Raw genomic sequence first — 12,830 nt, forward strand, 5'->3', positions numbered from 1 at the left:
TGGAAGCGAACGCGAACGCGCCGCCTGGCGCGCAGGACTCAGGCGTAGTCGGACATCGGCACGCACGCGCAGAACAGGTTGCGGTCGCCGTAGACGTTGTCCGCGCGCCCGACGGGCGGCCAGTACTTGTTACCGGCCAGCGAGGCCACCGGGAATGCGGCCTGCTCGCGCGTGTAGGCATGCGTCCACTGGTTGGCGGTAACCACCGCGGCGGTGTGCGGCGCATGGCGCAGCGGATTGTCCTCGCGGTCGGCGCGGCCCTCCTCGACGGCGCGGATTTCCTCGCGGATCGCGATCATCGCGTCGATGAAGCGGTCCAGCTCCTCCTGCGATTCCGATTCGGTCGGCTCGACCATCAGCGTGCCCGGCACCGGGAAGCTCATGGTCGGCGCGTGGAAGCCGTAGTCCATCAGGCGCTTGGCGACGTCGTCGACGGTGATGCCGCTCGATTCCTTGATCGGCCGCAGGTCGAGAATGCATTCGTGCGCGACCAGGCCGCCGGGGCCCGAGTAGAGCACCGGGTAATGCGGCGCGAGGCGCTTGGCAATGTAGTTCGCGTTGAGGATCGCCACCTCGGTGGCGGCCGTCAGGTTGCGCGCGCCCATCATCGCGACGTACATCCACGAGATCGGCAGGATCGAGGCCGAGCCATACGGCGCGGCCGACACGGCGCCGATGCCGTGCTCGCCGCGCGCGTAGCCGGTCGAGCGCTGGTTCGGCAGGAATTGCGCGAGGTGCGGGCCGACCGCGACCGGGCCGACGCCGGGGCCGCCGCCGCCGTGCGGGATGCAGAACGTCTTGTGCAGGTTCAGGTGGGACACGTCGCCGCCGAACTGGCCCGGCGCCGTCAGGCCGACCATCGCGTTCATGTTCGCGCCGTCCACGTAGACCTGGCCGCCGTGCGCATGCACGATCTCGCAAATCTCGCGCACGTTCTGCTCGAACACGCCGTGGGTGGACGGGTAGGTGATCATGATCGCCGCGAGGTTCGCCGAGTGCTGCTCGGCCTTGGCCTTCAGGTCGGCCAGGTCGACGTTGCCCTGCGCGTCGCAGGCCACCACCACCACCTTCATGCCGGCCATGTGCGCCGAGGCCGGGTTGGTGCCGTGCGCCGAGGCCGGGATCAGGCAGACGTCGCGATGGCCCTCGCCGCGCGAGGCGTGATAGGCGTGGATGATCAACAGGCCGGCGTACTCGCCCTGCGAGCCCGCATTCGGCTGCAGCGACACGGCCGCGTAGCCGGTGGCGGCCACCAGCATCGCTTCGAGCTGGGCGATCATCTCGCGATAGCCGAGCGTCTGCTCCTCGGGGGCGAACGGATGGATCTGGCCGAACTCGGGCCAGGTCACGGGCAGCATCTCCGAGGTGGCGTTGAGCTTCATGGTGCAGGAGCCGAGCGGGATCATCGAACGGTCGAGCGCGAGATCCTTGTCGGACAGGCTGCGCAGGTAGCGCAGCATTTCCGTTTCGGAATGGTGGCGATTGAACACCGGGTGCGTGAGGTAGGCGCTCTGGCGCTCGAGGCCGGCCGGCAGCGTGGCGTGGCCGGGCAGCGCGGCTTCCAGCGCGTCGACGCCGGGCGCCGCGGCGCCCGCCACCTCGGCGAAGATCGCCAGCAGGTCGGCCAGGTCGGCGCGCGTGGTGGTTTCGTCGATCGACACGCCCACGCGCGTCGCGCCGGCATGGCGCAGGTTGATGCGCCTGGCGCGCGCGGCTTCGTGCAGCGCGGCGGCGCGCTCGCCCGCCTCGATCGTCAGCGTGTCGAAGAAGGTGGCGTTGACGGTGGCGTAGCCGAGCTGCTTGAGGCCCGCGTCGAGCAGCGCGGCGATCCGGTTCACGCGCAGCGCGATCGTCTTCAGGCCGCGCGGGCCGTGGTAGACGGCGTAGGAGCTGGCCATGATCGCCAGCAGCGCCTGCGCGGTGCAGACGTTCGAGGTGGCCTTCTCGCGGCGGATGTGCTGCTCGCGCGTCTGCAGCGCGAGGCGCAGCGCGGGCTTGCCCTGCGCGTCGACGGTCACGCCCACCAGGCGCCCCGGCATCTGGCGCTTGAATTCGTCGCGCACCGCGAGGTAGGCCGCGTGCGGGCCGCCGAAGCCCACCGGCACGCCGAAGCGCTGGGTGTTGCCCACCGCCACGTCCGCGCCCCATTCGCCCGGCGGCGCGAGCACCGTCAGCGCGAGCAGGTCGGCCGCCACCACCACGTGGCCGCCTGCGGCATGCACGGCGTCGGCGAGCGCGCGGTAGTCGTGCACGTCGCCGTTTACGCCCGGGTATTGCAGCAGCACGCCGAACGCATCGGCCTGGGCGGCCTGCGAGGCCGGCCCGGTCGCCACCTCGATGCCGATCGGTTCGGCGCGCGTGCGGATCACCTCGAGCGTCTGCGGCAGCACGTCGTCGGCGACGAAGAACCGGTTCGACTTCGGCTTGCCGTTGCGCTGCAGCAGCGTCATCGCCTCGGCCGCGGCGGTCGCCTCGTCGAGCAGCGACGCGTTGGCGATCGCGAGGCCGGTGAGGTCGGTCACCATCTGCTGGAAGTTCAGGAGTGCCTCGAGGCGCCCCTGCGAAATTTCGGGTTGGTACGGCGTGTAGGCCGTGTACCAGGCCGGGTTCTCGAGCACGTTGCGCAGGATCACCGCCGGCGTATGCGCATGGTAGTAACCCTGGCCGATGAACGAGCGGAACACCTGATTTTTGCCGGCCAGCTCGCGCAGCGCGGCGAGCGCCTCGGCCTCGCTCTTGGGCTGCGTGAACGCGCCGAGCGGCAGCGTCTCGGCGCGGCGGATCGCGGCGGGGATCACCGCGTCGATCAGCGCGGCGCGCGAGGCGAAGCCGAGCGTGTCGAGCATGGCCTGCTGGCTGGCGGCGTCGGGCCCGATGTGGCGTTCGGCGAACGCGTCGTGGGTTTCGAGCGCGGCGAGCGAGAGGGGCGTGCGGTTCATCAGGTGATCCGGGTGTTCGAGCTTCATGGCGTTCCGGCGGGTTGCGGCGCGCGCCGTGGCTGGGCGCGCCGCCTGGGTGGACAGAGGGTTAGTCGATCAGCTTCTTGTAGGCCTGGGCGTCGAGCAGCGCGCCGGTGCTGGCGCCCGGCGCGAGCCTGACCTTGAAGAGCCAGGCGTCGTAGGCGTCCTGGTTGACCGATTCCGGCGTGTCGACGGCATCCTCGTTGATGGCGATGATCTCGCCCGACACCGGTGCGTAGATGTCCGAGGCGGCTTTCACCGATTCGACGACGCCCACCGGGTCGCCCGCGTCGGCGTGCTTGCCGACTTGCGGCAGTTCGAGGAAGACGATGTCGCCGAGCGTGGTTTGCGCGTGATCGGTGATGCCGATCGTCAGCGTGCCGTCCGCCTCGGTGCGGATCCACTCGTGTTCGTCGGTGTACTTCAGATCGGCCGGGACGTTGCTCATCGGATGCTCCTGAGATGGTGATGGGTGCGTTGAATGCCGTGCGCAGGGCGGGCGGCCGTCAGGCGGCCAGCACCTTGCCGTTGCGCACGAACGGGAGTTTTACCACGCGCGCGGGAAGGTTCTTGTCCCGGATTCGCACCTGCACCGTCGCGCCGGCGGCGACGCCGGCCGGCACGCGCGCGAACGCGATCGATTCCTGCATGGTGGGCGAGAACGTGCCGCTCGTGATCTCGCCCTCGCCGTGCTCGGTCAGCACCGTCTGGTGGGCGCGCAGCACGCCGCCCGCCTTGCCGTTCTCCTTCTCGAGGATCAGGCCGACGAAGGCGCTGCGCTGGCCGCGGGCCTCGAGCGCGGCGCGGCCGACGAACTCGCGCGGCGCGCAGAGGTCGACGGTCCAGGCCAGGCCGGCGTCGAGCGGGCTGACGCTGTCGTCCATGTCCTGGCCGTAGAGGTTCATGCCGGCCTCGAGGCGCAGCGTGTCGCGTGCGCCGAGCCCGGCCGGACGCACGCCGCGGGCGGCCAGCGCATGCCAGAGGGCCTCGACGTGGGCGGCCGGCACGATGATCTCGAAGCCGTCCTCGCCGGTGTAGCCGGTGCGTGCCACGGTCAGCTCGCCGAACGGCGTGTCCGCCACCTGCGCGGCGTTGAACGGCTTCAGCTCGCTGGTGGCGGCACGCACGGCCGGCACCGTGTCCCACACCTTGGCGCGTGCGTTCGGGCCCTGCACGGCGACGATCGCGAGATCGCGGCGCGGCGTGATCTCGAGCGCGAAGCTGCCTTCGGCGTTCAGGTGCGCGAACCAGGCCAGATCCTTTTCGGCGGTGCCGGCGTTCACCACCACGCGGAAGAAGTTCTCGGTGAAGTAGTAGACGATCAGGTCGTCGATCACGCCGCCTTCCGGGTTCAGCAGGCACGAGTAGAGAGCCTTGCCGGGCGTGCGCAGCTTGCCGACGTGGTTGGCGATCGCGTGTTCGAAGAAGGCGCGGACGCGCTCGCCGCGGAAATCGACGACGCACATGTGCGACACGTCGAACATGCCCGCGTCGGTGCGCACGGCGCGATGTTCCTCGAGCTGGGAGCCGTAGTTGACGGGCATGTCCCAGCCGCCGAAATCGACCATGCGGGCGTTGAGCGCGGCGTGCGCGGCGTGCAGCGGGGTGTGTTTGAGTGCGGTCATCGGGGCCTCGGGGTTGCGCTCGCCCATGGCGGGCGAGCACGAAAACAAAACGGCGATGCGACGAAGCGCAAGCGCGTGATGCCGCCTGCGACTCGTGACAGCCCCTCTGTCCTCGATACCTGAGAGATTGCGCCGCCGTGACCGGCCCGCGCGCGCCCCTTCGGTGGGCAGCCTGCCGATGCACGTGGCTACTGCCGCTCTCCAGAGTCCGAACTCCGTTGCGCAACGCGAACGCGCGGCGCGGGTGATCCGACGCGTTCGGTCCTTTTGCCTGAGAGTTTGTGGGTGTGCCCCTTCGGCGGCGCAACTGGCTTGGTGACAAACCGTCGCGCGCTCTCCCGACGCGTGCCGGCGAATTTACGCGAGGCCGGATGGCTTGTCAATTTGACCAAATTGGCGTCGCGTCACGACAAGCGCGGCCGCTTGCGGCGGCCGGCGGGCAGCCCGCAGGCGCGCTGGAGCGGGCGCGGCCGCGGTGGGCTGGCCGACTGGGGACAAGGGCGTGGATAAGCGGTGGACAGGCAGTGGACTGACGAGGGACAAGCGGCGATCTGCGGTGGAAAAGCCGGTGGATCATGCGTGGACAAGCCTGGGGAAAAGCGGTGGACCGGCAGGGGAAAGCATGGGGACAACCGGGGGAAAAGTGCAGGGCAAGCGCGGGATAAGGCTGAGGATAAGGCTGGGGATAACGCCGGGATAAGCCGTGGATCGGCAGTGGACAATTCGTGGGCGACGGCCGCCGGCACGGCGGCGACACCGTGAACCGGGGCGAATCGAGGTGAACGGGCGGTGGCTGGGCGTCACGCGCCGCGGGCAGGGCGACCCGCGGCGTGTCCGGGCCGCCGTGCGGCGGCGCCATGAACGTGCAAACGCGGAGAGTCGGGGGCGGCGCGCCACCGGCGGCCTACCCGCGCGTGCGGGGCCGCCGGTGGCGCGCCGGGTTCAGACGCCGATCGCGCGCGCGGCCGTGTCGAGTTCCTGGTTCAGCACGCGCTGCTCGTCGCCGGTCAGGCCGCCGCCGTGCTGCGCGCCCATGTCGGTCGCCTCCTGGCGGATCACTTCGAGCCGGCGATGCAGCGCCTGGCCTTGCGGCGGGGGATAGTCGCCGCCGTTGACGCGCGTGTCGATGCGGCGGCCGAGGCTGTCGATCCGGCCGAGGATGTCGTTCATGCGTTCGACGCCGATCGGCGGCGGGGCTGGCTGCGGCGGCGGAGGCGGCTGGACGGGGGCCGGTTGAGCGGGGCGCGGGCGCGGAACCGGCCGCTTCGCCGGCGGCGGCGTGACGACGCACGCGGCCAGCGAGGCGACGAGGGCGGCGCCGACGGCCGTGCGGATCAACCGTTGCATGGATCATTCTCCTGATGGTCGTATCGGTGAAGCGAAAGCCGGCCCGCAAGCCCACCCCCGCGATGCCGGCGGGGGCCAGCTGCGGGCCGGCCTTTGGAAGCATGCTTCAGACCGGCCTGGGTCCGGCGCGAGTTCCCGACGCTTTTGTAACGGATTGTTTTTGGCGGCGGCGGCGCGAGCGGCCGGCCTGTCACGCCGCCGGCGCCGCGCCGGTGCGGCTCAGAACGTTTCGCGCACGAACGGCAGCTGGCGGCCCTCGCGCGCGCTGCGATCGGCCAGCTCGATGATCGCCATCACGTCCACCGCGTCCTGCGCGGCCACCGGGAACGGCGCTCCGTCCTGCACCGAGGCGGCCAGCGCGCGATAGAACTCCGCGTACTGGCCGTCGAGCGTGGGCACCGGCCGCTCGGTCTCGATCTCGCCGTCGAGCAGGCGCAGCACGCCGGGCGGGTTGCCGCCGCCGAACTCGACATGGTCGGGCGTGAGCCCGGCCTTCAGCTGGTCCTCCTGCGTATCGAGGCCGAACTTCTGATAGCCGCCGCGCGTGCCGAGGATCGTGAAGCGCGCCGGCTCGATCGCGGCCAGCGCGCTCGCGTGCAGCAGCACCTCCTTGTCGGGATAGCCGAGCAGCAGATGGACGAGATCGGCCGCCTCCGCCCCGTCGCGGCGCGCCCGCACCGTGGCGCTGACCGTCTCGGGTGCGCCGAACAGCGTGAGCGCCTGGTCGATCAGGTGCGGGCCGAGATCGAACAGCAGGCCGCCGCCGCGCGTCGCGTCCTCGCGCCAGCGCTGGCGGATCTGCGGGCGGAAGCGATCGAAATGCGATTCGAACCAGGTGATGCGGCCAAGCTCGCCGCCCGCCACCAGCTCGCGCACGGTGAGGAAATCGCCGTCCCAGCGGCGGTTGTGGAACGGCGCGAACACCAGGCCGCGCTCGCGGGCCAGGCGCGCGAGCGTGCGCGCCTCGGCCGAGCCGAGCGTGACCGGCTTGTCCACGACCACGTGCTTGCCGGCCTCGAGCGCGCGGCGCGCGAGGTCGAAGTGGGTGTCGTTCGGCGTGGCGATCACCACGCATTCGACCTCGCCGTGCGCGAGCAGCGCGTCGAGATCGGCCACCACCGCCGCGCCCGGATACGCGGCCCGCGCCTTGTCCGGCTGCCCGGTCGCGATCGCGGCGATCCGGGTGCGGCCGCTGTGCGCGATCACCGGGGCGTGGAAGGTCGCGCCGGCGAAACCGAAACCCATCAGACCAATTTTCAGCAAAGACGTCATGAGCGAATCCTGTCAGCGTGCGAAATCGAACGGAGCGCGATTGCAGGCCGGCGCCACCGGCGCGCGGCGGCCTGCGCGACCGGCTATTCTGGCACGGCATGCGGGGCACGAACACCGGGCGGCGCATGGCGCGCACCGATCGCGACCGGGAGGCCGCTCACCGTTCGCCGCCGTTCCGGCCGGTTGTGGCCGCCGCCGCGTCCGCGCCGCCGCGCCGCCGCGCCGTTTCCGTCGCCGTCGGGCCGTGCGCGGTTTCGCTGTTTTGCGCCGGCCGCGCTCGGCCGGCGCCTTGACGGCGTGTTAACATGCGGCTCCCGCGCTCGCCGTTTTCCGAACCGCGCCGCCTTCGCGCCGCGCACAGCGCGCCCGCCCGAGGCTCGGGGCGCGGCGGCGGCGCCGTCATCCGCACGCATTCCATCCGCCATCATGTCCGCAGGTCTCAATGCCGCTCAAAGCGAAGCGGTGCGCTATCTCGACGGTCCCTGCCTCGTGCTCGCCGGCGCCGGCAGCGGCAAGACGCGCGTGATCACGCAGAAGATCGCCCATCTGATCGAGAACAAGGGTTTCGAGCCGCGCCACATCGCGGCCGTGACGTTCACCAACAAGGCCGCCGCCGAAATGCGCGAGCGCGTGGGCAAGCTGCTGGAAGGCAAGACGCTCACCACGCCCGGCAAGGAAGGCCGCAAGGTGCCCGTCAACCAGCTCACGGTCTGCACCTTCCATTCGCTCGGCGTACAGATCCTGCGCCAGGAGGCCGAGCACGTCGGGCTCAAGCCGCAGTTCTCGATCATGGATTCGGACGACTGCTTCGGCATGGTGCAGGAGCAGATCGGCACCACCGACAAGGGCCTGATCCGCAAGATCCAGAACATCATCTCGCTCTGGAAGAACGGCCTGATCTCGCCCGAGGAGGCCATGACGATCGCCGCCAACGAGGACGAGCATCAGGCCGCGCTCGTCTACCGCAACTACGTGGCGACGCTGCACGCCTATCAGGCGGTCGATTTCGACGACCTGATCCGCCTGCCCACCGAGCTGTTCGCGAGCAACGAGCAGGTGCGCGACCGCTGGCAGAACAAGCTGCGCTATCTGCTGATCGACGAATACCAGGACACCAACGCCTGCCAGTACCAGCTGCTCAAGCTGCTGGCCGGCCCGCGCGCGGCGTTCACGGCGGTCGGCGACGACGACCAGGCGATCTACGGCTGGCGCGGCGCCACGCTGGAGAACCTCGCCCAGCTCGGCAAGGACTTTCCGAAGCTGCACCTGGTCAAGCTCGAGCAGAACTATCGCTCGACGGTGCGGATCCTGACCGCGGCGAACAACGTGATCGCCAATAATCCGAAGCTGTTCGAGAAGAAGCTGTGGTCCGAGCACGGCATGGGCGACACGATCACCGTCACGCCCTGCAACGACGAGGAGCACGAGGCCGAATCGGTGGTGTTCCGGCTGTCGGCGCACAAGTTCGAGCGGCGCACCCAGTTCCGCGACTACGCGATCCTCTATCGCGGCAACTTCCAGGCGCGCATCTTCGAGCAGGTGCTGCGCCGCGAGCGGATTCCCTACGTGCTGTCGGGCGGCCAGTCGTTCTTCGACAAGGCCGAGATCAAGGACCTGTGCGCCTATCTGCGCCTGATCGCCAACCCCGACGACGATCCCGCCTTCATCCGCGCCGTCACCACGCCGCGCCGCGGCATCGGCAACACCACGCTGGAGGCGCTCGGCTCGTTCGCGGGGCAGGCCAAGGTGTCGCTGTTCGAGGCCGTCTACATGGGCGGCATCGAGGCGCGGCTGTCGGCGCGGCAGGTCGAGCCGCTGCGCGTGTTCTGCGATTTCATCCAGCGCCTCACCGATCGCGCCGACAAGGAGCCGGCCTCCGTGGTGCTCGACGACATGATGGAGGCGATCCACTACGAGGCCTATCTCTACGACGCATTCGACGAGCGCCAGGCGCAGACGCGCTGGCAGAACGTGCTGGAATTCCTCGAATGGCTCAAGCGCAAGGGCACCAAGCCCGAGACCGAGGCGGTGGACGGCGAGGCCGAAGGCTTCCACAACGCCGACGGGCTTGCCGACACCGGCAAGAACCTGCTCGGGCTGATCCAGACCGTCGCGCTGATGTCGATGCTCGAGGGCAAGGACGAGGACCCCGACGCGGTGAGGCTGTCCACCGTGCATGCCTCGAAGGGGCTCGAATATCCGCACGTATTCCTGGTGGGCGTCGAGGAAGGCGTGATGCCGCACCGCGGCAGCTCGGAGGACGACGCGATCGACGACGAGCGGATCGAGGAGGAGCGCCGCCTGATGTACGTGGCGATCACGCGCGCGCAACGCAGCCTGCATCTGAACTGGTGCAAGAAGCGCAAGCGCGCGAGGGAGACGATCGTCTGCGAGCCGTCGCGCTTCATCGCCGAGATGGGGCTCGACGAGGCGCCGCCGCCCACCCCCGAGGAGGCGCCGATGACGCCGAAGGACCGGCTGGCCAGCCTGAAGGCGCTGCTGCAGAAGTGAGCCGGCGCGCGCCACGCATGACGCCTGCCGCATCGGAATCGGCCCGCGCCGTCGGCGGGCACGGGCCATTGGGGGCCGATCGCGCGGCGACTGCCGCCGCGTCGCTTATTTCACCGCGTTGACCATGTAGTCGACGGCGGCCTTCACGTCCTCGTCGGAGGCGTTCGAGCCGCCCTTCGGCGGCATCGAGCCCTTGCCGTGCAGCGCGTAGTCGTAGATCTTGTCGATCGGATCGGCCAGGCGCGGCGCCCAGTCGGCCTTGTTGCCGAACTTCGGTGCCCCCAGCACGCCGGTGGCGTGGCAGGCCTGGCAGGTCGAATTGTAGAGCGCCTGGCCGGCGCCGCCTGCGGCGGGCGCGGCCGGCGCGGCGCCCGGCTTGGGCAGCGCCGCGATGGCCGCCATCGCGGCGGCGGCCTGGGTGGCCGCGGTGTCGGCGCCGCTCGCGCCCGAGGCGGCCTCGGCCGCTGCCGCCGAGGCCGGTGCCGCGTTGGCGGCCGGCTCGGCCGGCTCGGCCGGCTCCGCGAAGTTCGCGCCGCCGTGGTTCGCCATGTAAACGACGGCGCGCGCAATTTCGAAATCGCTGACGTCGTCGGGGCTGGTGCCGCCGCGCGCGGGCATGGCGCCCTTGCCGGCCAGCGCCGTCTGCAGCAGCGTGTCATAGCCCTGCGCGATGCGCGGCGCCCAGTCGCCGGCGTCGCCGAACTTCGGCGCGCCGGCCGCGCCGGTGCCGTGGCAGGTCACGCAGACTGCCTTGTAGATCTCCTCGCCGCTCTTGTAGGTCTTCGGTGCATTGGCGTCCTTGACCGCGACCTGCGCGAGCGGCGCGATGCGCTGCGCGACGGCCGCGTCCGACAGGCCGTCGGTGCCGGCTCCGGAGCGGAACGCGCGATCGGCGTAGCCGGCCAGCAGGACGATGATGGCGATCGGGATCGCGAACGATGCGACGATCACGGCGATCAGTTGCCCGGGCGTCTTGATGGGCGCTTCGTGGTGGGGCGCTTCGCTCATGCTGGCCTCGTCTCCGTGAATAGGAATTGTGCTCGGGTTCGGCTGCGGCAGAATGTCTGACGACGGAAGCTCGAATGATTATAGACGTCTCTTTTTCCACGCAAAGGGCCGGCGGCGGCGCGCGTTTACCCGCACCCCGGGGCTGCGCCGGCGGCGGGCAGGGCCGGTGGACGCTGTCATCGAAACAAGGTATGCTCTCGCTCTTGCCGACGTCGCCGAATGGTTTTTCAGGGTCGTGACGCGGTTCTCCCCGATGCGCCCGTAGCTCAATGGATAGAGTACTGCCCTCCGAAGGCAGGGGTTGCTGGTTCGATCCCAGCCGGGCGCGCCAAGCCTAGTCAGGCTCTCAGCGGTTTCCTCCCTTCGTCGGACAGACTCATTGCAGCTAAATTGCAGCTAGCACCGGCGCCGGCTCGGCTGTCAGCGGCGCGACCCAATGCGCCAGGTGATCGGCGGAGAGGTGCGCGTACCGCTGCACCATTTCCAGCGTCTCCCAGCCGCCCAGCTCCTTCAGCACCTGCAGCGGCGTGCCACGTTGCACGTGCCAGCTCGCCCAGGTGTGGCGCAGGTCGTGCCAGCGGAAATCACTGATACGTGCACGCTTCAACGCCTTTCGCCAGGCTTCGGTCACGGTCTGATACACCGGCCGGCCGTGGTAGACGAACACGCTGTCGACGAACTCGGGCGCTCGCCTCTTCCCGCGCTGGCGCAGAAGCACGGCGATCGCTGTATCGGACAACGGCACCGTGATGGCCTTCTTCGCTTTCGCCTGGTCCGGGTGGATCCAGGCGACGCGTCGCACGATGTCGACCTGCGACCACTGCAATCCGGTCACGTTCGAGCGACGCAGCCCTGTCTCGAGCGCGAAACGCGCCATGTCGGCCAGATGCTCGGGCAGTTCGGCGAGCAGACGTTCGGCTTCAGCCTGGGTCAGCCAGCGGATCCGCTTCTGCACGACTTTCGCGCGCTTCGTGACCGGCACCCGGTCCAACCATTCCCACTCGACGGCCGCGTTCAGCACCGCCTTCAACACGCCGATCACGCGCGTCACGGTGCCGGCGCTGACGCGCTGGTCGGTCGTGACGATGCCGCGCGTCGTGCGGATGACTTTCGGTTCCCTCCTCTTCGCCTGGGCGATTGCGTCGATTTTGTCGCGGTCGATGTCGATCAGCGCGACGCCGGACAGGTGTTGATCGAGCCACCGCAGGTGCGTTTTCGACGTTTCCAGGCTCGGCAGCCCTTCCCGGTCGCTGATGTATCGCACGACGGCGTCGTTCCAGGTGTAGCGCGGTTTGGTGCCGAGCCGCGCCTGGTTCCACAGGTCGACCTTCAGCCGATCGTGGAACTCCTGGGCCTGCGCTTTGTTGCTGGTTCCAGTGCTGCCTTGTAGCGGCGTTCCGCCGCCAGGGGGGTACAACTTGTATTGCCAGTTGGGACTGGTCTTCCGTTTGTAGAGCGACATTTTTCAACTTCTCCAGGACGATCGCCCTGCACAACTCGCGGGATCCATTCTCCGGCGAGGTAACGCTGCAGGGCAACCGTCGAAAACATCCAGCGCTTCCCAACCTTACGGCCTGGTACGTCGCCGGCCTTTGCCTTCAGGCGCACGGTTTCCGGATGCGCGCCGAGCAACGCGGCAGCTTGCTCAAGGTTGACGGTATGCACTGGGCTATCTCCCGAGCGCGACGCGGCGGGGGGAGGGGCAAAACAACTCGTGGATTCGTGGCATGCCCTGTTATTCATACGTAACCATCTGATTTTTAAGGTTTTCGTTTGCCATCATTTGCCATGAAAAACACATGGCACCCCCTTCCGACTCGTGGCCTAAAAAATAGGCAGCGCCCGCGACTCGTGGCAAAACGCGCTCGACTCGTGGCATCGCTTTTCGGTCAATTTCCGCCCCTTCTACGTATTCTTTCTTCTTCTTTTTCAATGAATTAGAGAGGAGAGAAAAAGGGACGGCGGCGGCCGGCGCAAAAACCGGACTAGTGGCAAAACCGCATCGACTAGTGGCAATTCGAATGCGATTCATGGCGGCACTCTTCTCAACAATCAAAGACTTACGAGCGGACAGCCCCGAAAACCACGATTCGCATGCGCTGCCTGC

At 69.0% G+C, this 12,830-nt stretch carries 10 protein-coding genes, 1 tRNA gene and 2 riboswitches; of the genes, 2 read left to right on the forward strand and 9 right to left on the reverse strand.

Translation table 11 applies throughout. From position 1 onward, the window contains the following. Positions 1 to 38: 38 nt before the first annotated feature. The 5 genes from gcvP to KS03_RS17575 all read right to left on the reverse strand — a co-directional run bounded on the left by gcvP (position 39) and on the right by KS03_RS17575 (position 7,204). Entirely contained in the window at positions 39 to 2,966 is a 2,928-nt protein-coding gene (gene gcvP, locus KS03_RS17555; protein ID WP_012734205.1) for an aminomethyl-transferring glycine dehydrogenase, read from the reverse strand. Between the two features lie 61 nt (positions 2,967 to 3,027). Continuing rightward, entirely contained in the window at positions 3,028 to 3,408 is a 381-nt protein-coding gene (gcvH, locus tag KS03_RS17560; protein WP_012734206.1) for a glycine cleavage system protein GcvH, read from the reverse strand. A gap of 58 nt (positions 3,409 to 3,466) precedes the next feature. Then, positions 3,467 to 4,585, reverse strand: coding sequence for a glycine cleavage system aminomethyltransferase GcvT (gene gcvT / locus KS03_RS17565; protein ID WP_012734207.1), 1,119 nt, complete (start codon positions 4,583 to 4,585; stop codon positions 3,467 to 3,469). Between the two features lie 96 nt (positions 4,586 to 4,681). After that, a riboswitch (glycine riboswitch) is annotated at positions 4,682 to 4,800 on the reverse strand. A gap of 34 nt (positions 4,801 to 4,834) precedes the next feature. Continuing rightward, positions 4,835 to 4,935, reverse strand: a riboswitch (glycine riboswitch). 592 nt (positions 4,936 to 5,527) lie between these two features. Continuing rightward, the gene (locus tag KS03_RS17570) at positions 5,528 to 5,932 is read right to left on the reverse strand and encodes a hypothetical protein (protein WP_012734208.1); all 405 of its coding nucleotides are present in this window, start codon (positions 5,930 to 5,932) and stop codon (positions 5,528 to 5,530) included. 219 nt (positions 5,933 to 6,151) lie between these two features. Then, the gene (locus KS03_RS17575) at positions 6,152 to 7,204 is read right to left on the reverse strand and encodes an oxidoreductase (protein WP_012734209.1); all 1,053 of its coding nucleotides are present in this window, start codon (positions 7,202 to 7,204) and stop codon (positions 6,152 to 6,154) included. Positions 7,205 to 7,630: 426 nt separating this feature from the next. Here KS03_RS17575 and KS03_RS17585 point away from each other — a divergent pair, with 426 nt between their 5' ends. After that, complete coding sequence (locus KS03_RS17585) at positions 7,631 to 9,715, forward strand: UvrD-helicase domain-containing protein (RefSeq protein WP_012734210.1); 2,085 nt, start codon at positions 7,631 to 7,633, stop codon at positions 9,713 to 9,715. 105 nt (positions 9,716 to 9,820) lie between these two features. Here KS03_RS17585 and KS03_RS17590 read toward each other — a convergent pair whose 3' ends face one another. Next, positions 9,821 to 10,723 carry a c-type cytochrome gene (locus KS03_RS17590; protein WP_012734211.1) on the reverse strand — a complete coding sequence of 301 codons (903 nt, stop codon included), beginning with the start codon at positions 10,721 to 10,723 and terminating at the stop codon, positions 9,821 to 9,823. A gap of 255 nt (positions 10,724 to 10,978) precedes the next feature. Between KS03_RS17590 and KS03_RS17595 the strand changes: the two genes are divergently transcribed. After that, a tRNA-Arg gene (locus KS03_RS17595) sits at positions 10,979 to 11,054 on the forward strand. A 54-nt stretch (positions 11,055 to 11,108) separates the two neighbouring features. Here KS03_RS17595 and KS03_RS17600 read toward each other — a convergent pair. The 3 genes from KS03_RS17600 to KS03_RS32880 are packed head-to-tail and all read right to left on the reverse strand — an operon-like array spanning position 11,109 to position 12,755. Next, positions 11,109 to 12,140, reverse strand: a complete 1,032-nt coding sequence (locus KS03_RS17600) for a tyrosine-type recombinase/integrase (protein WP_232252293.1) — start codon at positions 12,138 to 12,140, stop codon at positions 11,109 to 11,111. Then, positions 12,053 to 12,466 carry a helix-turn-helix domain-containing protein gene (locus KS03_RS32875; protein WP_232252219.1) on the reverse strand — a complete coding sequence of 138 codons (414 nt, stop codon included), beginning with the start codon at positions 12,464 to 12,466 and terminating at the stop codon, positions 12,053 to 12,055. The genes KS03_RS17600 and KS03_RS32875 overlap by 88 nt, the downstream gene beginning before the upstream one ends. After that, a complete protein-coding gene (locus KS03_RS32880; RefSeq protein ID WP_232252218.1) occupies positions 12,459 to 12,755 on the reverse strand; it encodes a hypothetical protein in 297 nt (98 codons plus the stop codon). The genes KS03_RS32875 and KS03_RS32880 overlap by 8 nt, the downstream gene beginning before the upstream one ends. Positions 12,756 to 12,830: the final 75 nt, after the last annotated feature.

Origin of the sequence: Burkholderia glumae LMG 2196 = ATCC 33617 (assembly GCF_000960995.1) — a bacterium.
GTDB classification, from domain to species: domain Bacteria; phylum Pseudomonadota; class Gammaproteobacteria; order Burkholderiales; family Burkholderiaceae; genus Burkholderia; species Burkholderia glumae.